This window comes from Exiguobacterium sp. s194 (genome assembly GCF_018618275.1).
Classification (GTDB): domain Bacteria; phylum Bacillota; class Bacilli; order Exiguobacteriales; family Exiguobacteriaceae; genus Exiguobacterium; species Exiguobacterium chiriqhucha.
This window is the reverse complement of the sequence record NZ_JACSLT010000014.1, coordinates 17,631-39,566: the sequence shown is the minus strand read 5'-3', so window position 1 is coordinate 39,566 and position 21,936 is coordinate 17,631. Positions and strand designations below refer to the sequence as shown.

Below are 21,936 nucleotides of genomic sequence, written 5' to 3'. Positions count from 1 at the left end.
ATGATTGTGAAGCGGATGTCTCCAGACGTCCGCTTCGATTGTAAATAAAGCTATAAGTGAATATTTAACAGGAGTGACTAATGAAAAAATTAAGGAAATACTTGTTTAAGAAGTTATATATGAAGTGGGTGCAACGTGATTTTAATAAAAAAATTTCTATGCTTGAGCAATTCAAATTACGCAGACACTTAAATGAAGAGATTCAAATTGATAAACACCTGGAACAAAATGATATTAATTTAAGTAGTAGTTCGATTGATCGGTTGGCAGAATTTGCGATTTCTATGTATAACGACAACGGGGAAGTTACAGCTGCGCACTTAACGCTTGCAGAAGAAGCGGCATTTATCACGCAATCTTTTTCTAATGCATACTTTGAAGCAATTGAGACGAAAGAGGTAAGCCTATTCGATTATTTTGCTATTCCAGAATTAGAAAAAAATGAAGAAGCCATTAAAGCATTGGATGAACAGATCAGCAATATTTCTCATTCAGACACCATAGAAATAGAAGAAATTTTAAGGATGATTAATCGTTATATCGATAAATCACATCGTTCATTTTGGAAGCCCAAAGTGGAGCATTATGCTGTTGCGATATGGTATATCATCTATGAATGTATTGAAGACTTGATACGGTATAGCGATAAGTATGATATTTCCTATGTTGAAGACGGCGAACAGCGATGTCTATTTAACTATTTCAATTTATATATACATGGTGTCATTACTACAGGGAAATTATTATTACCTGAAGATTTACGAGAAGTCATGTTTGCCGCTTCTGCTATCCATCCGGCTCAGGATGATTTTATTGATCGAAATCAAGTCACTGAAGAAATGATTATTCAAATGGAGAAAAAAATAAAGGGAGAAGAGATTTCAAGTGAGTTTGAAGATGTAAACGCAGTGTTCCGCTTAATCGATATTATTTATTCAAAATACCCTGTATCATCTCATCCTGAATTAGTCGAAATTTTGTTAAAGCTTCACGAATGGCAAATTAATTCGTTAGATCAACAGAGTAGAAACTTGGCAGAGGAAGATATTATTAAAATTTCTTTAAATAAAGGTGGCTATGCTTTTGCTTTTTATGGATATGTGGCTTTAGGGGAATTAGACAAAATGGCATTTCGACACTTCTTTGGCATGGGAGCAATTTTTCAATTGATGGATGATTTACATGACATAGAAATTGATTTACAAGAAAACATTAATACTATTTGGTCTAAACGGATAAAAGAAGACGGCGATTTAGAAGAGGCATTGTATGGACTAGTAGGAGTCCAACAGAATTTTGAGCAGATGACAACTTTGATTCCTTCCCTGAAACGGCCTGTCTTTTTTAGACGTATGGAACTATTTGCAGTTCGCTTAGATTTTCTAAAATTCTATTTGATTAACCTTAATTATTTCAAAGATGATTTTTTAAATAGCGTGAATGTACATACAGGTATAGATCTCGAAAAAATTTCGGAAAAATATAAAGTTGAAATTGATACATTAGCTACTTTTTCGGAATTTAAAGATATGCTACTAACACTAAAGACACATTTTGTGAATCTTAAAAAATGAAAAGAAGGACAAAGCCAGTCTAAGCCAGAATTATAAATTATCGAATCATCCATATCTGGATAAGAGATATTCAATAACAAAATAGGGGATGATATTTTGAATAATGTTGAGCAACAGATTATTCTTGAGATACAAAGGGCTGGAATGTTTATGCAATCATATAGACCGAATAAACCATTTGATAATTTGGAATTAGCTTACGGATTAATGGCATACCAAGATTGGTTAGACGGTGCTATGCAAATTGTTGATAGTTTCGGAATGGGCGAAGAAATAGACAATTATCTTTACAGTTGCAACCAGACCGCAAGAGATGCAGCTATAAATCTTATGAGAGTTGAGTTCAGCGATCCCGGTACCTTAAATGCCATATCAAGGTCTCGTACTATCAATCCTTCCCAAGAACTTAATCTTGCTAATAATCCAAGCTTAAGTTCTTATAATCCTTATTGGGAAACTTGTCTAACAAGGGCCGTAATACTGTTGTGTAGACAAATGGCTTACTTTTTTACTGGGCGAGAAGGGGATGTGTTTGAGTTCATCGATAAAAAAAATTGCGGTAGACGAGAAGTAAATGGAACAGCAGTAAAAATGTTTAATAGCTCTATAAGTTAATGTAACAATAGAAATCCCTTAAATTCACACGAAAGGATTACCTTTTGTGAAATGGCGTATAGAGGACCTGGGTCCGATATTCTACCGGGTTCAGTCTTTTAGTCGTCTCTTGATTTGACGTTAGTCGTAGTGTTCGATAGAACGCACGAGCTCTCGTTTGAAGTGATTCATGTCATCGAACTCTTCTTTGAAACGCAGGGCAAGGACTTGATAACTACGAAGAAACTCTCGGTGGTACCGTTCTCCATTTCAAGTTATTAGACCCGCTCTTTGAACTTCTAGACCCCCGTCATCTCGTTTGGTGTGTTCTTCTTATAAAAATAAGCAAAAACGTGCTTCACTCCATCGAATTGGAGCGAAGCACGTTTTTGCTTATTTTGGTGTAGCAGAAGAAGACATCGCCTCTTCAAACCGTGCCGTAATCTGTTGTGGCCGTGTGATGGCGCCACCGACGACGGCGTGTGTACCGAGGTCCATGCAACGTTTCGCCATCTCAGGCGTTAGAATATTTACTTCGGCGACGACCGGTTGTGTGACGTGATCGAGCACGTCCTTCAAGAACTTAAAGTCGTCGTGGAAGAGGAGCGAGCCGTTCGTCTCGGCCGTATAGCCGTGCAGCGTCGTCGAAATGTAGTCGAAGCCGAGTCGATCCGCCTCGATACAATCCTCAAGCGTCGCACAGTCAGCCATAACAGTTGGTTCGGATAAATCGAGCGGATGGCGTGGACAAGCGTTTACGGTAAAAATCTTTTTAACAAAAAAACGAACCAGTCAACGGGACCGGTTCGATTCGCATGCTTATGTGGTTTTGACAGTAGGCGTCACATTTTCGCCGTTCGTCGTGATAACTTGCTTGTACCAATCAAAGCTCTTCTTCTTCGAACGGGTGAGAGACCCGTTACCTTCATTGTCTTTGTCGACGTAGATGAAGCCGTAACGTTTCTTCATCTCGCCGGTCGAGGCGCTGACCAAGTCGATCGGGCCCCAGCTCGTATAGCCGAGAATCTCGACGCCGTCCTTGATGGCCTCATGCATCTGTTCGATATGTTTCGCCATATAGTTGATGCGATAATCGTCTTCGACGTAGCCGTTCGCGTCTGGCGCGTCGACGGCACCGAGTCCATTCTCGACGACGAACAACGGCTTCTGGTAGCGGTCGTACAGCTGGTTCGCCGTGATGCGGAAGCCGGTCGGATCGATTGTCCAGCCCCATTCCGACTTCTCGAGGAAAGGGTTCTCGAGCGAGCTGAAGATGTTGCCTTCGGTCGATGCGTTGATTTCCGGGTCCGTGCTCGTCGTCCGGCTCGCATAATAGCTGAAGCCGATATAGTCGACCGTATGCTGTTTCAACAACTCGAGGTCGCCGTCTTCCATTTGGAGCGTGATGCCGTTTTCGTCGAGGAAACGTTTGGCATAGCCCGGGTACTCGCCGCGCGACTGGACATCGATGAAAAAGAACGATTCACGGTCCTTGTCCATCGCGTCCAAGACGTCGTCCGGGTTGCACGAGTAGGCATACGTCTGACCGGCCGCGAGCATGCAGCCGACTTGCATGTCGGGGTTGATGGCGTGCGCCGCCTTGACCGCTTTCGCGCTCGCAACGAGCTGGTGATGCGCCGCCTGATATTTCACTTGCTGCTTGTCCTCGCCGTCCGCAAAGACGAGACCGGCGCCGATGAACGGCAAGTGTAACAGCATATTGATCTCATTGAACGTCATCCAATATTTCACTTTACCATTATAGCGGGTGAACAGCGTCGTCGCGTACGTCTCGAAGAAGTCGACGACACGGCGATTGCGCCAACTTCCGTAGTTTTGGATCAGGCTGACCGGTACGTCGAAGTGGGCGATCGTGACGACCGGCTCGATGCCGTGCTTCAACAGTTCGTCGAAGACGTCGTCATAAAACTGGAGCCCGGCCTCGTTCGGCTCGGCGTCGTCGCCGTTCGGGAAGATACGGGCCCATGAGATCGACAGGCGGAGCGCCTTGAATCCCATCTCGGCGAACAGCGCGATATCTTCTTTATAACGGTGATAGAAGTCGATTGCTTCGTGTGAAGGATAAAACTCGCCCGGCACCGGCTCGAGTGACGGCAAGTCACCGAACATGACGTCGAAGCGCTTCTTGCCGGTCGGCAACAAGTCGACCGTCGTCAAGCCTTTTCCACCTTCTGAGTACGCACCTTCAGCTTGGTTCGCGGCGATGGCGCCGCCCCATAAAAATCCGTTTGGAAAACTCATTAAATCCATCCTTTCTCAGATAGGGGAGGGACGGGCCCTCCCACATTTATTCGTTGATGACAAACAAGGCTTCGCCTGAGCGAACGTTTGTGGCCCGGCTCGGTGAAATCACTTTCCGGTTCGTGACGATGACCGGTGTCGTGAGGGCACGGCCAGAGCGTTTGATTGCGTCGAGGTCGAACTCGATCAACAGCTGTCCTTTCTCGACGAATTCGCCTTGCGTGACGTGTGCTTTAAAGTGTTTGCCTTCGAGTTGAACCGTGTCCATACCGATATGGATGAGCACCTCAGCCCCGGTCTCGGTCGTGATACCGATGGCGTGATGCGTTGGGAAGAGGGCGGACACCGTCCCAGATACCGGGGCGACGAGCTTGCCTTCCGTCGGTTCGATGGCGACACCTTGGCCGAGTGAGCCCGATGAGAAGGCGACGTCCGAGATATCTTTCAAGTTGACGACGTTGCCGGCAAGTGGACTGAGGATTTGCTCTTGGCCGACTTTCGTCGCTGATACTTCTTGTGAGACTGGTGTGACTTCTGGTTGTGGTGTTGCGGCGACCGCTTTATTGACGCCACCGAACAAGTACGTCAAGACGAAACCGACGACGAAGGCGACGGCCGTCCCGATGAGTGAACCATAGAAGCCGGTCGTGATGCCTTCCGGTGAGATGTTTGACGGGTATCCGAAGACGCCGAGTCCACCGATGATATACACTTGTGTACCCATGATGCCCATGATCCCACCACCGACGGCACCACCGATACAGCTCATGATGAACGGTTTCTTGAGTGGGAGCGTGACCCCGTAAATGGCCGGCTCGGTGACCCCGAAGATTCCTGAGATGAAGGCCGGGATCGAGAGTGTTTTGATCTTTTGATTTTTAATGCGAAGGAAGACTGCGAGTACGGCACCGATTTGCGCGAATGAGGCTGCGAAGACGAGTGCGAGTACCGGGTCTGCCCCGAGTGACGTCAAGTTGTTGATGGCGACCGGGACGAGTCCCCAATGTAGGCCGAAGATGACGAACACCTGCCAGAGACCGCCAAGGAAGATCCCGGCGATGAGCGGGCTCAAGTTGTAGACGGCGACCGTGGCGCTACCAAGCAACATACCGGCCCATGTCGCGATTGGTCCGATTAAGATGAACGTGAGCGGAACGATGATGAGCAACGTCAATAATGGAACGATGAACATTTTGACGACGTCCGGAATGACCGTCTTCAAGAAGTTCTCAAGCTTCGCTGCGAAGAACGCCGCGATGATGATTGGAATAACCGATGTCGAGTATGTCATCAAGATGACCGGCACACCGAGGAACGTGATATGGATCGGTGACTCGAACATGGTGCCGGCGAAAACGGTGTAAAGCGGGTCACCGGCCGTGAGTGTCGACAGCGTCGGATAGACGAGCGCCGCCCCGATGGCCATCCCGATAAACGGACTGCCACCGAACTTCTTAATGGCCGTATAGCCGAGGAAGATTGGGAAGAAGTAGAACAACGAGTCGCCGATGGCGTTCAACAGCTGATACGTGCCGGATGTGGCGTCGAGCCAACCGAGAGCGACGAAGAGGGCGTTGAACCCTTTGATCATCCCGGTCGCGGCCAAGACGCCGAGGACAGGAGTGAAAATGCTAGAGATGATATCGATGAACCGGCTGAATAATGATCCTTTCGGACCTTTCTCTTCTTCAATCGGTGACTGGTTCTGGAAACCGCCGACTTCGACGACGGCTTTATACACGTCGGGGACGTGATTACCGATGACGACCTGGTATTGGCCGCCGCTCTTCATGACGGTGACGACACCATCCATGTTTTTGAGGGCTTCCGTGTTGGCCTTGCTCTCGTCTTTTAATTTGAAGCGCAAACGGGTGATACAGTGGACGACGCTGTTGACGTTCTCTTTGCCGCCGACTTGCTGGATAATGTCGCGTGCGAGCTGTTCGTATTTCATGTCCATACCTTCCTTTTCCATTGGATTTTACGTTCGCGTCAAATAAAAAACCTGACCCGTGTCAGATGAGATACGTGAAATCACGTCTACCATCTGACTCGAGTCAGGTTATGCCCACTAAAGGTAACATTCCTGCGCAGGAGACCGTTCAGTTGTTATTTGATACTTGAAATGTAGCACGTGCCAAAACAAAATGTCAACGCTTACATTTAGGAATTTTCAGATTTCTTTATTTAGACAAAAATGGACTCACCATGAGGCGAGTCCATTGGATTGGATTATACGGCGTAGTCTCCGTTGTATTGGACGAGTGAGACGTCGCGGACTTCTTCAATATCGTTCAGTCGGTTCATGAAAGCTGTATTGTCGATTTTCAAGCGTAACTCCGCCGTCAATTCGACGACATCTTTCCGAACGATTTTTGATTTGAGCGTGTAATCGAGTTGCTGCAGTTCACGTCGTACTTCATCGTTCCCATCTTCATAGTAATGGATTACGAGAAGATAAAGCGTATCGGTATGCTTTTTCCGGGACAACATGAAGATGACAGCTCCGACGACAACCGCGCCGAACAACGTCAAAAAGTAGAGTCCGGCGCCACTCGAGATGCCGGCCGCGATTGCCCAAAACATAAAGACGACGTCGAACGGGTCTTTGATGGCTGTCCGGAAACGGACGATACTGAGTGCACCGACCATCCCGAGTGATAAGACGACGTTCGTCGAAATGGTCATAATGACGAGGCACGTAATCATCGTCATGACGAGCAACGTGGCATTGAAGCTCGGACTGTACAGGACACCTCGGTATGTCATTTTATAGATGAGGTAGATGAAGCCGCCGGCAATAAAAGCGGTCAACAATCCTAACATCACATCGATAATTGATAAATTTCCGAAGGTAAATTCGTTTAAGAAGCTATTTTTAATGACATCGTTAAAGTTTATTGTTGTATCCATTGATTCCACTCTTTCATAATCCATGATAACGAATGCTGGCCATCCGACAGTGAACATACTTCGAAATGGCAGATCGTTGGTGTGACTCTAACTGCAATAATTGGCGTACATACTCCGGCAAGAATTCATCGTACTTCACTTCCAAAATCGTCTTTGGATAGTCGAGTACTTCTTCCGATACAGGGTGCTTCTCGAACAAATCGACACTGTTCGTGACGAAGCTAAGCTCTTTATCGAACGTGACCCGGACATTGCCGAGGGTCCCGACGTATGCCTCACGGACATAGTCGACGATGACACGGGGACGCATTTGGGAGCTCGTCAGATAGTAGTAAAACTCTTGGTATAGCTGCCCTGTTTTCTTCAACAAGAAGTCATAGTCCCAGTCTAAGATTTGTTCATATTCTTCACGCGTAATCGGGACAGAGGATTTTAAAATGTATTCACCTTGCCGACTTTTTTTCTCGAGCTTGATGACGTCTTCTGAGTAGTTGTACGTTCGAATCCGAAACTTTTTACGGCGGAAGATTCCACTGTTCTTTTGAATCAAATCGTGATCATACACGTTGTCGAAATAAAGACTGCGAATCAAGTAGCCGTCCCGACTGACGGAGTGCCGGTCTTGGGTCAGGACGAGACTGATTTTGTCGCGAAGGGTCGCGTAATCTTTTTCATTAATAAAGTATTTGAGTTCGTGCCGGAATCGCTTCATGGTTTTGCTCCTGGTATGACAATTTGTTGGACTCCCCAATGCATCGTACGGTCGTTATCACGGTAATAGTCAAATGGGATTTGTGTATTTCCTTCCGCGTCTGTGACCGTGACACGCCAATAGTAACGACCGGGGTCAAGGCTTGGAATCGACTGAGAAAACGTCGTCATGTTTTGCTTTTCGGTGACGAGCGTCGAAAAATCAGGAGATTTACTCAATTCAAAGTGATATCGTAACTCATCGTTTTGGATGTCGTATGAAGCATCCCATCGGAAGACATCTTGCTTCCCTTCACGAGCATGGTTAAGGAAAATCGGCATTGGATTTTCGAGAGATCGAATAAAATCTTTATGATATTTCGAAGTGATATTTTCGAGTGTACGATAACTCGTCGCATAATCTTTTGCTTCGACGCTTAAGAAGCGAATATCTGGTTCACTCGTGACGAGTGGGGCGACAACCGGATAGAATCCATCAATCAATCGTTTCGTATTGTCCGCATTGATGACGCGCGTCAATTCCTCCATTTTTGTCTTCAGTGCCTCGACGTGATCCGGGTCTTTTAAATAACGGCGATGGAGGACAGTTCCCCAGTAACGTTGGACACCTTGTTGCCAACTTGGCATGACGTCCGTCCGTTCAGTATCTCGTCCGAGTGCTTTGTCGAAGTCCCAAGGCATGAAATACCATTTTTCCGAGTTGAGCGGACTATATAAATAATAGTTCGTCGACATCGTGTCATAGTTACCAAACAAAATATTCGTCCCAAGCCATGTTAAGTAATTGTCCTCATCGAAATAGGTGTCGAATACTTCGTCGAACGGTTTGGATAAATCATTCAAATCATCGAGCATGGTCAACAACTCTTCATGATTATCCGAACCATTAATTTTGAGCACCGACTCGAATGTTTTTTTGTCATAAGTCGGATCGTCTTTCGCTTTTAAGGCATCCGGGTAGCGATGAAACTCAAAATTTTCTGCTTTGTACAAATGACCATCTGGGTTCAATCCGCGCGCAGAGAGCGCCTCCTCATTCAGTTGTTCGACATGCGTATAGAGGCCGTAACTGACAAATTCGTCAGCCTGGCTCGGATCCGTCATATCGCGGACATGCAATTGAACGAAGTTGGTACGCAAACTTGAGATATCATCGAGTTGTTCGTAATAGGCGAAGGCCAAACGATTGCGAACCCGTGTCCGGTCGTCCGCATGTTTATTTAAATTCAGTACACTTTGGCCGTACCACAGCCCGGCGCTGTCTTGGAGTCGGATTTTATACGACTTTTGTGGTTCTAAACGGCTCGATCGCCCCCGTAGTTCGATGGTGGCATTGACGGTCGCGTCATCAAATAAGTTGAGGGAATCAGGACCCTCAGCATCGCCTGACTCAAAATGGACGAACAGCTTCGGACCGCTCTCGAGGTTGCTATACTGTTTATACGATTCATTTAAATCATACAGAGTGATGTCGTTTTCCGGTACCGACTTTTGGTCGAACACAGTGACGTATACGTGCTCAAGCCGGTTGCCATCATGGCTGGCATACACCCGTTTGTCTTCAGCGAACGACGTTTCGGACAATTTTGCCTCGGGCGATGTGACAGTCGATGAGGCTGATGTCGACGTCGATGTCGATGGAGACTTTAGAATGGCTTGAAGGCCAAGCAAAACAAAAAATAAGCAGATGATACTGACTGTCGTTTTCGGATAAGGCAACCGTTTCATTAATTAACTCCTTCTTTCATGACAAGCTGCCGATTCGTCGCAAGAATCGTTCGGTTTTCGTCGTGATTTTTTGGTAGACAATCGGCTGTGAACAGAACGTGGTATAGTCGATGTCATTTAAGCTCCGGATGAGCAGACGAGCTCCCCATAGAAACCCGAGGACGGAGGAGAGGAACATGCCGACGCCGTACATATCGAAACCGAGTACAAACAACAGGGTAGTCGTGAAGCTCGCCACCGCATAAAATCCAGTCAAACTGATGGCAGCGCGACGTTCGTCAAAATAAAGCAAAATCAAGAAGAACGTGATGATCAAACTGAGGAACCAACTACCGAGTACCACGATAATGTAAATATCGATTTGGTTTTGCGTCATCCCTAGGAAGGGAAGCAGACGCACACCTAAAAATAAGAAGATGAACGTGATTAACATTTGAACTTGAGCCATGAACAAGAGCTCGGAACCAAGTGTTCGATACATCTCTTGTTTTGCGTTCTGAATATCTTTGTACGGGTATCCGTTCAAAATCCGACCGTAATATTTTTTATACGTCGTATAAAAAGTCGTCTCGAGCGTGACCATAAACAACACGAGAGAAGGCAAGACGCTCAAATAGGCGTAGAACACCGGAGTGTCATAATAAGGCGCCATTAAGAAGGTCTCCCCGACAACGATGGCCCGGTCTCCAAACCAAGTCGCCAAATTATGTCCGTATAAACCAAAATAATAGGCAACACCAATTAAAAACAGGAGCGGGTACTTCTCGAGATAAACGAGAAAATAAAAGTAATTACGATCGTTCACTTGAAAGTAATTGTGGATGTCTCGGAATAACCGAATCAAGATGATAAAAAAGCCGATGTTTAGTCCGATGAAGACCGAGGTCGGTGTCGCTGAATCGAGTGGTCCCGTCAACAGCCAAATGAAAAATGCCGCGACAATCGTTCCGAGTAAGTAGCTCTTGACGATTTTTTTGTAGTCTTTCAGAGCGGATACATACATCGATAAAATCCAAATGACAGAGAGCTGGGTGAAGTATAAATACGTCACGAGCTTATAACTGAAAGGTAGCGGAGACCCGGCGTAGAAGACGACCGTCATCACAAACCCGATTAAGACGACGAGACTGATGAGTCCGTATAAAGACGACAAGACGTGCTCTTCTTTCTCTAAAAACGTCTGATCGGCTACGAACCGAGAAATCGTGAACAAAAAGCCACCAGTCAGCAATTGAGAGAAGATAAATGTGTATTGGACCGCTGCCATATAGATGTTAATCTCTGTTGCGGCGACGTCCAAAAAGAGAAGCCATTCGCGTGATGCTGTGATTAACAGTATGGATAAAAACATAGGACCGACCGCAGTAATCGAGGAATATCCATAGGCGCGGAGTTGTCCGAAAAAGCTAGATTGGTCATACAGACGCTTCAGTTGAAATCCGATTCCGGCCATGACGTTCTCCTTTCTCGTAATAAGATTTATAACGGTCAATCATCATGTGGAGCGTGTAACGGTTGAGGACGCGTTCCCGCCCATTTTGTCCATATGTCATTCTCGATTCCGGGCGCTCGATTAATTTTATGATCTCTAACGCCAGTAGGTGAAAATGCATGACAGGGACAGTTGCGCCGGCTGGACCGTAGTGATCTTCTGGTCCTTCTAATAGTTCACGGCACCCTCCGACGTCGGTCGAGACAAAGGGAATCTCCATCGCAAGCGCCTCTAAAATTACCAAAGGTTGTCCTTCGCTAATGCTTGAGAGGACAAGAATGTCCATGAACGTCAAGTAGTCCGTGACGTTGACAGGTCCAGTAAAATGTACGTTCTGTAAATCAAGTGTGTCGATTAAGTCGAGGCACTCGTCGTAGTAATCTTCATCTTCGTCCAAGGGACCGATGATATAAAAATTGGAGTCAGGGAAGGTCTCCTGAACAAGCGCGAACGCCTGTAACATCGTCTTGATGTCTTTGATTGGGACAACACGTACGATGGCCCCGATATGAATCCCAGGTCGTGTCGCCCGGAGTTCGGGCGAAAATCGAGCGACATCGATACCGTTCGGAATGAGAAACGTCTTGTTTGGGGGGCAACCGAGCTCCAATTGGATTTCACGATTCCCTTCGAACAAAGTACTGACGTCGTCGGCGTATTGATAGGCGCAGTTGGATAAACTGTAGAAGTAATCAATCCATACATCCTTGAAGTAGCCTTTGATCCATGAGGACTTAATGATTTCTTCTTCACGTTCACGTGTATAAATCCCATGTTCTGTGATAAGCAATGGTTTTCCGTACTGATACTTCGCAAGTGCCCCTAAGACGCCGGCGTATCCCGTCGACACGCTATGATAGACGTCGGCAACGGGCACTTTTTGATCGATGCAGACGAAGAGCGGAAGTAACATCGAACGTAGCGCCCAAAACATGTCCGTGAACGGAACTTGCATGAAACGTTTTTCACACAGGATGGTGACGATGTCATAAAAATCTTTGCTTCCTAAAAAGTTCATAACCGAATCGATTCGGCCACTCGTAAAGAAGTTGAATAGGACATCCCAATCGGTCTGACGGTTAGACATAAGGGAGAGGAAGGCCAACCGTTCGGCTTCAGTCAATTTGTAACGTTTTCCGGTCACGATGGCTTGATCCAAGTAATCCCCGAGATGAATTTCTCGCAATTCAATCAAATTCGGAGGGAGCGTATATTTGGGCTTCGCGCCTTTTAATTCTTTAGCGGAAATCGAATAAACGATGAAGTCATGTTCAGGCATTTGCGTAATGATGGATTGAATCCAGCTCGAGACACCACCTGTGACGTGAGGATAGGCCCCTTCTGAAATTAGACAAATTTTCATATCGTTTCCTCCAATTGAATCGTGAACGATAACGACTCCGACTTCACGAGGTATAAACCTGGACCGATTGATTCAAGCTGACAATCGGTGTAGTCCGCTACCGGGATGGGTGTCGTGAAATAAAAGAATGTTTCATCCGATCCTTCGTCAAGCGTGAACGTGTAGGTGTTATCTGTTTTTTTCGTATAAATCGAGCCGTTAAAGAAGTGATGGTTGTCTGCTACGTCTGACGCTTTTGTGGAGCGGAGCCATGGTACTTCTCGTTGTTGCATCTCATGACTGTCTTTAAAAGAAGCCAGAAATTGTTCGCCACCTTCTTCTGACGTGACGGCTTGAGGCATGATTTGTGTGGAGATGAGTCCGCTCGAGACGAGCTCATTAAACGTATACCACTTCGTCAAGTCTGTGTTGGTGAAGTCGCTAGGAGCAGAAGGGAGTCGCAATTGGTCCTCTTGCATGGTAGGGAATTGGGTACCGCCAAGGGCTACAGTCACATCTGAAAAGGATTTGTTGAGCCGCGTCTCGTCGAGCGGTGAAGTAGCAAGAACGGTTTTGACGGTGAGACCTGGAAGCGCATATTGGAGTTGTTGACTATTGGCCTTATACCAACCTTCTTGCTGTTTTTCAGGGGCCGATATAATGGCGACCTCACCACCCGACCGTAACGTCTCGCGTCCATAGAGTGCCAAATCTTCGGAGTAAGCAGACGTCTCTAGTTGGGGATTCAAAGACGGGCTTGCCGTAGCCATCACGTAGTTCAAGTCATACTTAGCTTCCACCCGCTGGAGTTCTGCCCAAAAGATATTTCGATAATAGTCTCGATCTGTCATCGAGGATGAGATGTTTCTTTCGTCCGAGCTATGAAACGGGAAGCCATGTAACGCTGTGATTTTCGTATTCAAAATAGGGCGTAGCATTGGGTCTGTGTGTGACAGACCAACAAAGAACAAGGCGTGTTCTAAAGGATCCTCCATCATCGTTCCGTTGAAGAAAATGAAACGACCGGCTTGATAGTCGGTTTGCCAAAGCAGCGGGACATCTTGGCTCGAACGTGCGAGTAATGTCGCGTTCGGATCAAGACGAACGGATAGGGACGAATTAATCAGCTCTTCGGTCTCGAACGTTTGATAGTCAGAGGCACCGAAAAACGGATTCGTTAATTGAATTCCGGTCGTCTCGACAAAGTTACCCACCTCAATCAAACCGACGTGACGGTATATCTCCATGAAACGGGGACTTGGAGAAGGTCTCGTCGCAAAAAAGATAGTTCCCCCTTTGCCTACATAATTTAAGAGAATGTCTCGGTCACGTAACAAGTCGAGCCGCTCTGTCGCGATGATGACGGTTGTGGCTTCGGGTAGACTCGTTAGCTTTTCAATCGAGGACACGGTCACACGTTTACCGATGCCTTCAAGCCGTGTTTGTAGAGATGAACTAAGGCGCGTTTCTTTTTGACTGTTGATAATCAAAAACGAATCGATTGTACCGTCTTTATTAGGGTCAATCGATTGGGTGCGAATTGCACTAACGGATGACTCGTTAAACAAAGGTAGCTTTAGCACATAGTCTGATCGAATCAAAACAAATAGAACACCTAATACGGCGATAAATACTCCGATAATATATAATCCTTTTTCAAGTTTGAACGCATGTTTCACTGTTTTCACCTATATCCAAAATCGTAGTTGATTGAGTCCATCCGGCGATAAACGTACTTCAGAGGAGCGAAGCAGATGAATCATTTCGTGGACTCGCTTTACATTTTTCATTGCATAATGAACGGCCATTGCTTCAAAATAGGCCGTTTCGTTCGTAGGATGTTGATGTAAAAACAAATCACTCGCTTGAAGCGCATGCTCATATTCACCGAGCGAAAGTGCCATCTGGATACGCTCCACATGATAGATGGTTTCGGCACGGTCATCCACATCAATCAAATTGGCTAGCGCATGGAGATAGGTGTAGGCATACTTCATTTGGGTCCGTCTGTCTAGAAACTCCATATCCATGATCTGTTTTAAAATTTGTAAATACGATTTAATAACTTGTGGGTCCTCAGGCCGTTCTTCGAGTTCGCGTTCTAGATGACGCAGTTGTTTAGAGAGGTGCGTCTTAGCTTGTTGAAGTGCGGTTGCCGCGTAATGAGACGTCTCATTGTCTTCACTCTTCAAAGCAGCTGCAAGCATCGGTGCCTGTTGGAGGAAATCATTTTTTAAGATGTTCATGAGTGTTTTACGTTTAATTTGATTCGTATTTAAAATCAATGCATCTTGTAGAGAAATCATATTTGTCTCACTTGATTTATCCGGGAGGCTTAGACTTACGTCTTCATAGGCCTCTTTTCGTAAAAGCCAATCAGGGAGTTCTGTTGCATCGTGTTTCGAACGTTGCAAATAGTAGATGATTCCCCAGCTGAAAAATGGTAAAGCGATCAGCGTGAAGGCCATTGGAATAAAATCTTTCCGTTGTTTGAGGAAGACGATGACAAGAGTAATCACTGTCAAAACATAGTGGAGGATTAAGGCGTTACTCAACATAAGATACGTCCTCCACGACCTCGGCATGAATTGATTTTTGGGCTAACCGTTCAATAACGATTTGCGATTCATCTACCGTCGCGTTTGATAATAGGGCATACAGTTCATTGTCGTCACGATAACCTAAATAATCTGTCGTTCGTAATGTGGCATCTACCGAGTGTAGGACAGTATCAGTTAGGGAGTCGCGAATGTGTAATAACGTGTAAGGGATATTTAACTCTACTTTGGCCTGTTCTTTTTGCATGACAATCCGTTCGAAATAGTCTTGTTTCAGAGCGTTTGTATTTCCGACGTATCGATCAAGTTGGACGGCGTCAATATAACCAAATGAACGATCGAGCGATGAGTTGATCAAGCGCGTCATAACATCGATTAGGTTTCGGTAGGACAGCGTCAAGTTTTGGAACGGGACTTGATAACATAAAATCACAGCAAATATTTCGCCTTGGCGGAGCAACGGCGCGCCGAACATGGCTTCCTCTGGAGTGAGCGCTGTATTAAACACAATTTCTTTAGATTGAACCACTTCGTTCACTAGCGAATGTTGCTCGAGGTCTAGTGAATTTTTAGGGTGAAACTCGGGATTGGCTGATTTGGCTGCTAGTCGTGCAAAAGCAGATTGATTTACTAAATAGATGGCGAAATGGTTAGCCTTCAATGTTTTTTCGAGTACAGAAATTGATCCGACAAACAGTCCTTCCGGCTCTAAGCTGTCAAGTGCACGCGTCGCTTCATAAACACTTCCGATACTGTCTTCCGAACGAATGATTTGTTGATGTAACTGATTTTTGATATCGAGTGTTTCTTCATAAATCTCATTTAAGAAGTGGTGACGTTCACTCGTTGCGGCTAACTCATCTTTTAAAAACTGAATCTCAATTTTGCGACGGTCCATGACATAACTCACGATTAGTCCAATCAATAGGTAAATTGTAAATACCGCGAGAATTGAGTTATCAACGAACAAAGAGAGAATGTTTCGACCGGTCGCAGCATGATCATAGAATTGAACACCAACAGCCAAAATCGAGGCTACGAGGGATTGGGTTTTCCCGAACAGTAAGGCAGCTAATAACACATAGATAAACCAATAATCTGGTGCATCTACAACAGGTGTCATGATGAGTGAGAGAGCAAAAAAGATGAGAAATAACGTTAAATTCTCAGCAATTCGAACAAACGGGTGCGAGAAGAGCGCGGTGAACTTCGTCGATTTCTTCTCGTCGGAGACAGACGTTGCAACTTCATGTTTGTCATAGTACAACCGAGTTGCGTGCAGTCCTTCTTCAATCGTATACTTTGGTACCCAATCTAAGTCGGTTTTTAATTTGCGATTTTCAAATGGAGCTGCGTGTGTCTTGGCAGTATGACTGTATGTCACGTCATTCAAACCGACAAGTTCAGATAAACGGCGCAGAGAAGTTTGAGTGCTAGATGATAGATTGTATATGCCGGTTAATTGACTCATGACACTGCGATATACGGCATCGGCTACATCCCCTACAAAAATGAAGTCGTATGTCCAGTCAGGGCTACCATTTAGGAGAATATTCGTCCCTTTTGAAGCGGCAGAGGTCACAGTGGTGATGAGTGAACTCTCTGAACTCGTATGTTGCTTCGGTCCATAAACATGACCCAATCGGAGTATGAGCGTTGGAAGTCCATACAATTCAGACCATTGTTCGCAGTACGCTTCGCCATGGAGTTGATCAAGTGCGAACGGTGTGGCTGGAGCAAGGGCTGTTGTCTCTGTAATGAGTCCTTCACTCTGATTTCCATATACCTCTGAGGTCGAACAATAAATAAATTGTTTCACCTGATATTTTTTTGAAAGTGTCAATAGATTAAGGAGACCGTTCACGTTCGATTGAACTGGGTGAGATAGATGGGAATGTTGATTCGATGCGGCACAATGGATCACGACATCGAAGGAGTATGTTCTAAAAAAAGCTTCACACTTCGGATCGGATATGTCCGAGATTAAGAAGCGATGTTTGAAATCAATATTTGATTTCGTGCCAGATGAGAGATTATCAAGTATATGTACGTGATGACCTTCTTTAAAGAATCGTTCAGCGAGAGTGCTGCCAATAAATCCATAGCCGCCTGTAATTAATATGTTCATCGTCTAGCCCCTTCATGATTTGAAAGTAAGAATGCGTAAGGAATATTATAATCGACGGATGTTGCATTTACCTAAAATCGAAGAAAGGACAATGTGCTCCTTACAATTAGTCGAATAATGTAGAATTTAAATGCTGATTCTACATATTTTCTCCAATATTAGTTTGAAACATACGTTACCTTTTATCCGTATAGATTTAATAACCTGATTAATAAGAAGGAGGAGGACTATGAGACGTGAACAACATGTCCGTCGCCTTGTCGATTACGCACGGCAAGGAAATGCGAAGACCTTCATCATTGGGGCCGCTTCGGCCATCATCACGGGAATACTCGTCCAGTACGTGTCCCAATACGAATTCGTCGTGCTCGGTATCGGATTTCTAGGCGTTATTCCGTTGGCCATTCGCGAATGGAAACTTGGGTCAATCCGGGCATCGTTCAACCATAGTGCGACGTATCAACGGCTCGTTCGGTTGCCGTTTTGGCTGACGTTATGCGGATTGGTCATGCTGTACGTGCTTCTCGGCTGGTACGATTCCGGCTCGGCGGGTCCGTCCTTCTTTATCTTGTTCGCAGCGCTCTGCATCGGGATGTTTGGTCTCCAGCGTGCCTTCGACCGGGTTATCTTGAAACTCGAGCCGGACTATATCACCGACCGCGAGCTGCATCGCGAGTTGAAATGAAAACGAGGTCACCCGGCGCGGGGTGGCCTCGTTTTTGCTTACAGGTAGCGTTCGTTCATGACTCGGCCCCGCACCGGTTTGGCCGGGGAGCCGTAGGCGACGGCGTGATTCGGGATGTCCTTGACGACCGTGGCCCCGGCACCGATGACCGTGTCGTGTCCGATGTGAATTCCATGGATGACTGTCGCGCTCATACCGATGAACGTGCGGGCGCCGACATATACGTTGCCGCCGAGATGCGCGCCCGGGGCGACCGAAGCGAACGGTTCGAGCACACAGTCGTGATCGACCGACGCCATCGTATTGATGATGCTATGAGGACCGATGACGGCATTCGGGTTGATGACGCTACCGGCCATGACGGCCGTTCCTGCGCCGAGGGTGACGTTCTTGCCGATAATAGCACTCGGGTGCACGGCGTTGACGAATTCAAAGTCTGGATTGTATTTCATAACTTTTTTGGCAATGTTCTCACGATGGTGATTCACTCCGACCCCGATAATCCCTTTCTGAGCCACAAGCTTAGAATCAATCAGTCCTAGTACCGGATACCCAGCAATGAACTTTCCTACTAGACTGGGACTGTCATCGTAAATTCCCGCAATCCGATAAACACCCATTAGTTCAAGTATATCGATGAGAACTTGTGCGTGACCGCCTGCACCAAATATCACAATCCATTCCATAATTGGTCACCCCTTTTGCCGAAAACTGTCGAATTTTATACTGTACGTTAGTTATTTCCGATTCACCATATTTAAAACAAAATCAAAAAGAAGTTACGAGAATAGTTTGATATCAAAGCATATTCCACATGAGGGTCTCATCCCGAAATAACGAGGCAGACGATAAATAAACAACACTATACGAAAGGTTTGGATTGCAAAAGCATTATTCGCATTTCCGTTTTGTTGTTTTTCGGACGGGCTATTTTCCTAAAGTAATCTACTTACGGAAGGAGTGCTCGCCATGCCTTTAAAATTGATGTACATTACGAACCAGCCGGAGATTGCGCTGCTCGCTGAACAGAACGGAGTCGATTGGGTATTCGTCGATTTAGAACTGAACGGAAAAGAAGAACGACAAGGTCATCTCGACACGGTCATTTCACGCCACGCAATCCGCGATGTGAGTCGGTTGCGCGCGGTCTTGAAGCATGCCGAGCTGCTCGTTCGCGTCAATCCGATTTTTCAAGGCTCACGCTATGAAATCAATGAAGTGATCAATCGTGGTGCCGACGTCGTCATGTTGCCATATTATAAGACAATCGACGAAGTCGCGACATTCATCGAACTTGTCGACAAGCGAGCCAAGGTCTGTCTGTTGTGCGAGACAAAAGAGGCCGTTGCCTGTATGCCGGACGTGCTCACATTATCGGGCATCGACTATATCCATATCGGATTGAATGATCTTCATTTGAGTTACGGACAAAGTTTCTTATTTGAGCCGCTCGCTGACGGTACAATCGAATCGGTCGTTCGTCAAATACAGACGGCGGGAATCCCATATGGATTCGGCGGCATCGCTCGAATCGGGGAAGGGAGACTCCCGTCCGAGAAAGTAATTGGCGAGCATGTCCGGCTCGGTTCGTCACTTGCGATTCTATCGCGTAGTTTTTGTAATGTCGGTTCGATTGGAAAACTTGACGCCAAACAGGCACAAATGTTCCAAGAAGGGGTATGGAAAATTAGGGTGTACGAGCAACAGCTCGAACACGCGACACCGGAGTGGTTGGAATTGAACCGGTTGAGCCTCGTCTCGACCGTCGATGCCATCACGGCGGAAATCCAGAACCGGAAAGGAATTTTGTCATGAATTTGCTGTCGACAGGAGTGCGGTTGACTCCTGAACAACTCGCAAAACTTGAACGACTCGGCTATACGGTGACGATTCTCCGGGAAGAGGCGGACGTAGCGGACATCGATGTCTCAGAGGTCGAGGGCTTGATTTGTAACAATGTGTTTCAATATCGCCAATGTGAGGATTTCAAACGACTGCAGTTCGTCCAAGCCATCAGCGCCGGACTCGACCGTCTGCCGCTCGAAGAACTTAAGAAACGAGACGTCCGCATCTATAACGCTGGCGACACGTACGCCGTACCGATGGCCGAATGGATTGTCTGGCAATTGCTCGACTTCATGAAGCACGGGGCGGCGTTTCGAGAGAAACAGGCGAATCGGCATTGGGAGAAGGAGCGTCGGTTGCGCGAACTGACCGGGAAGACCGTCGCCTTGCTTGGTCTCGGTCACGTTGGAGAGGCGATTGCGACGCGGCTCCGGGCGTTCGATATGACCATCATCGGCGTCGGGCATCGCGAGAAACAAGTGTCGTTTGTCGACCGTTACGTGTTGATGGATGAGTTGCACGACGTCCTGGCGGAGAGTGACGTCATCGTCATCGCATTACCGCTCACCGACGATACGTATCATGTCATTGATGCGGAGGCGATTGCATCCATGAAAGAAGACGCCGTCCTGTTGAACGTCGCGCGCGGCTCGATTATCGATGAGACGGCGCTCATTGCCGCACTCGAGGAAGGGAAGTTCTTCGGGGTCGCCTTGGACGTCTTTGAGACTGAGCCGCTTCCGTCGGACCACGCGCTCTATAATTTTGAATGGGTGACGCTCACCCCGCACAATTCATACGTGTCGGACCGGGTGAATGAGAGGCTGTTTGATAATATCTTTCATAACTTGTTACATGAACAACCTAACTGACACGCGAAGCTGACCCAAGGGTCGGCTTTTTTCATTTTTTATACTTCACGAAAAGATTATCCACCACTCATTCTGTTTGTGAGTTACGGGAAAGGGCTTACGGGAACAACGAGGATAGAATCATAGCCTTTCACTCACATCATGAAACGACAACCTAGAAGGAGTGACCCACATGCCAAGTCTTACCCCGCTCGTCAGTTTGGTCGTGCCCATCCACAACACAAGTGCCTACTTGAGACAATGTCTTGATAGCCTTGTCCATCAAACGTATCCACACCTCGAAATCATTTGTATCGATGATGGCAGTACGGATCATAGTCTCGACATCGCCTTAAGCTACGACAAAGATCCACGGGTGCGTGTCATCAGTCAGACGAATCGAGGATGCTCCTCTTGCCGAAATCGTGGCCTACAATTGGCGTCAGGTGAGTACATCATGTTCATCGACAGTGACGACTGGCTCGACTTAGATGCGATTCGATTAATGGTCGAGCACGCAGAGGCAGGACGTGCCGATGCCGTCATGGGCACGTACGTCCGTGAATACACCGACCGTTCCCTCCCTAAACGAATCTTTGAGGCGGATTTTTTGTCGTATGACGCAGCGCAGACGAGACGTTATGTTCACCGCCGATTATTCGGACTCGTTGGTGAAGAGCTCGCTCGCCCGGAAACCGTGGATGCGCTCAATTCAAATTGCATCACGCTCTATCATCGGGACCTCATCAAACATTTGTCGTTCGGCGGTCCATACGGGACGTTCGTCGACTTGTATTTTCAAATCCAAGCGTTGGAGCATTGCCAGCGATTCATTTACATCGACTATCCGGTCTATCATTACCGAAAAACCAATGCTGCATCGGAGTCGAGTGTGTATCACAAAGACCTCATCTCCTCGCGCCTGCAGTTCTTTCATATTTTGATGCGCTATATCGAGACGCATCAACTTGGGGAGGAGTACAATCACGCCCTTTATAATCGAATCGCCCTCAGTATGATTGGCATCGGCTTGAACGAACTTGCGGCACCGAAATCACTCTTCGCCCAGGCCGAGTCGCTGAAACAAGTGCTCCGGCAAGAGGAGTATAAGCTCGCCTATTCGCAGATGGACATGCATCATTTCGATGTGAAATGGCGGACGTTCTTCCAGCTTTGTAAGAACGAACAGACCGTGCCGCTCGTCTTGATGTTGCGTGGTGTCGATTATCTTCGGAAACGTGTATGAGGAGGAG

General features: G+C 46.6%; 17 protein-coding genes and 1 pseudogene. 6 read left to right on the top strand and 12 right to left on the bottom strand.

Annotated features, from left to right (window positions below; translation table 11 throughout):
• The first annotated feature begins 119 nt into the window (after positions 1–119).
• Together KNP85_RS14840 and KNP85_RS14835 are read left to right on the top strand one after the other, a co-directional pair.
• Positions 120–1,574: a class 1 isoprenoid biosynthesis enzyme gene (locus tag KNP85_RS14840; RefSeq protein ID WP_214803841.1), complete on the top strand. Its 1,455-nt coding sequence runs from the start codon at positions 120–122 to the stop codon at positions 1,572–1,574.
• A gap of 96 nt (positions 1,575–1,670) precedes the next feature.
• A complete protein-coding gene (locus KNP85_RS14835; RefSeq protein WP_214803840.1) occupies positions 1,671–2,189 on the top strand; it encodes a hypothetical protein in 519 nt (172 codons plus the stop codon).
• Between the two features lie 372 nt (positions 2,190–2,561).
• On the opposite strand, the pseudogene KNP85_RS14830 reads toward KNP85_RS14835, so the two are convergent.
• The 11 genes and pseudogenes from KNP85_RS14830 to KNP85_RS14780 all read right to left on the bottom strand — a co-directional run.
• A pseudogene (locus tag KNP85_RS14830) lies at positions 2,562–2,882 on the bottom strand (beta/alpha barrel domain-containing protein); the annotation flags it as partial.
• Positions 2,883–2,987: 105 nt separating this feature from the next.
• Complete coding sequence (locus KNP85_RS14825) at positions 2,988–4,439, bottom strand: 6-phospho-beta-glucosidase (protein WP_214803837.1); 1,452 nt, start codon at positions 4,437–4,439, stop codon at positions 2,988–2,990.
• 37 nt (positions 4,440–4,476) lie between these two features.
• Positions 4,477–6,384, bottom strand: coding sequence for a beta-glucoside-specific PTS transporter subunit IIABC (locus tag KNP85_RS14820; protein WP_214803835.1), 1,908 nt, complete (start codon positions 6,382–6,384; stop codon positions 4,477–4,479).
• Between the two features lie 278 nt (positions 6,385–6,662).
• Positions 6,663–7,343 carry a DUF4956 domain-containing protein gene (locus KNP85_RS14815; protein WP_128123200.1) on the bottom strand — a complete coding sequence of 227 codons (681 nt, stop codon included), beginning with the start codon at positions 7,341–7,343 and terminating at the stop codon, positions 6,663–6,665.
• A 13-nt stretch (positions 7,344–7,356) separates the two neighbouring features.
• The gene (locus tag KNP85_RS14810; RefSeq protein ID WP_021066326.1) at positions 7,357–8,055 is read right to left on the bottom strand and encodes a polyphosphate polymerase domain-containing protein; all 699 of its coding nucleotides are present in this window, start codon (positions 8,053–8,055) and stop codon (positions 7,357–7,359) included.
• Positions 8,052–9,782 carry a CotH kinase family protein gene (locus KNP85_RS14805; RefSeq protein ID WP_214803833.1) on the bottom strand — a complete coding sequence of 577 codons (1,731 nt, stop codon included), beginning with the start codon at positions 9,780–9,782 and terminating at the stop codon, positions 8,052–8,054. The genes KNP85_RS14810 and KNP85_RS14805 overlap by 4 nt, the downstream gene beginning before the upstream one ends.
• Positions 9,783–9,798: 16 nt before the next feature.
• On the bottom strand, positions 9,799–11,235 hold the full coding sequence (gene pelG / locus KNP85_RS14800; RefSeq protein WP_214803832.1) for an exopolysaccharide Pel transporter PelG: 1,437 nt from the start codon (positions 11,233–11,235) through the stop codon (positions 9,799–9,801).
• Entirely contained in the window at positions 11,198–12,637 is a 1,440-nt protein-coding gene (gene pelF / locus KNP85_RS14795) for a GT4 family glycosyltransferase PelF (protein ID WP_214803823.1), read from the bottom strand. Before pelF ends, pelG begins: the two co-directional genes overlap by 38 nt.
• Positions 12,634–14,217 carry a DUF2194 domain-containing protein gene (locus KNP85_RS14790; protein WP_214803820.1) on the bottom strand — a complete coding sequence of 528 codons (1,584 nt, stop codon included), beginning with the start codon at positions 14,215–14,217 and terminating at the stop codon, positions 12,634–12,636. The genes pelF and KNP85_RS14790 overlap by 4 nt, the downstream gene beginning before the upstream one ends.
• An 87-nt stretch (positions 14,218–14,304) precedes the next feature.
• Complete coding sequence (locus KNP85_RS14785) at positions 14,305–15,174, bottom strand: bacterial transcriptional activator domain-containing protein (RefSeq protein WP_214710838.1); 870 nt, start codon at positions 15,172–15,174, stop codon at positions 14,305–14,307.
• Positions 15,164–17,302: an NAD-dependent epimerase/dehydratase family protein gene (locus KNP85_RS14780; protein ID WP_214803818.1), complete on the bottom strand. Its 2,139-nt coding sequence runs from the start codon at positions 17,300–17,302 to the stop codon at positions 15,164–15,166. The genes KNP85_RS14785 and KNP85_RS14780 overlap by 11 nt, the downstream gene beginning before the upstream one ends.
• Before the next feature lie 229 nt (positions 17,303–17,531).
• On the opposite strand from KNP85_RS14780, the gene KNP85_RS14775 reads away from it, so the two are divergent.
• Positions 17,532–17,987 carry a hypothetical protein gene (locus tag KNP85_RS14775; RefSeq protein WP_214803816.1) on the top strand — a complete coding sequence of 152 codons (456 nt, stop codon included), beginning with the start codon at positions 17,532–17,534 and terminating at the stop codon, positions 17,985–17,987.
• Between the two features lie 38 nt (positions 17,988–18,025).
• Here the strand turns inward: KNP85_RS14775 and KNP85_RS14770 are convergent, their stop codons facing one another.
• A complete protein-coding gene (locus tag KNP85_RS14770; RefSeq protein WP_214803814.1) occupies positions 18,026–18,673 on the bottom strand; it encodes an acetyltransferase in 648 nt (215 codons plus the stop codon).
• A 283-nt stretch (positions 18,674–18,956) separates the two neighbouring features.
• On the opposite strand from KNP85_RS14770, the gene KNP85_RS14765 reads away from it, so the two are divergent.
• The 3 genes from KNP85_RS14765 (at position 18,957) to KNP85_RS14755 (ending at position 21,929) form a co-directional block, all read left to right on the top strand.
• Positions 18,957–19,802 carry an aldolase/citrate lyase family protein gene (locus KNP85_RS14765; protein WP_214803813.1) on the top strand — a complete coding sequence of 282 codons (846 nt, stop codon included), beginning with the start codon at positions 18,957–18,959 and terminating at the stop codon, positions 19,800–19,802.
• Entirely contained in the window at positions 19,799–20,704 is a 906-nt protein-coding gene (locus tag KNP85_RS14760) for an NAD(P)-dependent oxidoreductase (RefSeq protein ID WP_214803811.1), read from the top strand. The genes KNP85_RS14765 and KNP85_RS14760 overlap by 4 nt, the downstream gene beginning before the upstream one ends.
• Before the next feature lie 172 nt (positions 20,705–20,876).
• Positions 20,877–21,929, top strand: a complete 1,053-nt coding sequence (locus KNP85_RS14755) for a glycosyltransferase family 2 protein (RefSeq protein ID WP_214803809.1) — start codon at positions 20,877–20,879, stop codon at positions 21,927–21,929.
• Positions 21,930–21,936 lie beyond the last annotated feature (7 nt).

What these genes read in the sequence shown, in the direction of transcription:
- KNP85_RS14760 (WP_214803811.1), top strand. Translation starts at nt 19,799, where the DNA reads ATGAATTTGCTGTCGACAGGAGTGCGGTTGACTCCTGAACAACTCGCA.
- KNP85_RS14825 (WP_214803837.1), bottom strand. Translation starts at nt 4,439, where the DNA reads ATGGATTTAATGAGTTTTCCAAACGGATTTTTATGGGGCGGCGCCATC.
- KNP85_RS14815 (WP_128123200.1), bottom strand. Translation starts at nt 7,343, where the DNA reads ATGGATACAACAATAAACTTTAACGATGTCATTAAAAATAGCTTCTTA.
- KNP85_RS14810 (WP_021066326.1), bottom strand. Translation starts at nt 8,055, where the DNA reads ATGAAGCGATTCCGGCACGAACTCAAATACTTTATTAATGAAAAAGAT.
- KNP85_RS14780 (WP_214803818.1), bottom strand. Translation starts at nt 17,302, where the DNA reads ATGAACATATTAATTACAGGCGGCTATGGATTTATTGGCAGCACTCTC.
- KNP85_RS14820 (WP_214803835.1), bottom strand. Translation starts at nt 6,384, where the DNA reads ATGAAATACGAACAGCTCGCACGCGACATTATCCAGCAAGTCGGCGGC.
- KNP85_RS14755 (WP_214803809.1), top strand. Translation starts at nt 20,877, where the DNA reads ATGCCAAGTCTTACCCCGCTCGTCAGTTTGGTCGTGCCCATCCACAAC.
- pelG (WP_214803832.1), bottom strand. Translation starts at nt 11,235, where the DNA reads ATGGCCGGAATCGGATTTCAACTGAAGCGTCTGTATGACCAATCTAGC.
- KNP85_RS14765 (WP_214803813.1), top strand. Translation starts at nt 18,957, where the DNA reads ATGCCTTTAAAATTGATGTACATTACGAACCAGCCGGAGATTGCGCTG.
- KNP85_RS14775 (WP_214803816.1), top strand. Translation starts at nt 17,532, where the DNA reads ATGAGACGTGAACAACATGTCCGTCGCCTTGTCGATTACGCACGGCAA.
- pelF (WP_214803823.1), bottom strand. Translation starts at nt 12,637, where the DNA reads ATGAAAATTTGTCTAATTTCAGAAGGGGCCTATCCTCACGTCACAGGT.
- KNP85_RS14785 (WP_214710838.1), bottom strand. Translation starts at nt 15,174, where the DNA reads ATGTTGAGTAACGCCTTAATCCTCCACTATGTTTTGACAGTGATTACT.
- KNP85_RS14770 (WP_214803814.1), bottom strand. Translation starts at nt 18,673, where the DNA reads ATGGAATGGATTGTGATATTTGGTGCAGGCGGTCACGCACAAGTTCTC.
- KNP85_RS14805 (WP_214803833.1), bottom strand. Translation starts at nt 9,782, where the DNA reads ATGAAACGGTTGCCTTATCCGAAAACGACAGTCAGTATCATCTGCTTA.
- KNP85_RS14840 (WP_214803841.1), top strand. Translation starts at nt 120, where the DNA reads ATGAAGTGGGTGCAACGTGATTTTAATAAAAAAATTTCTATGCTTGAG.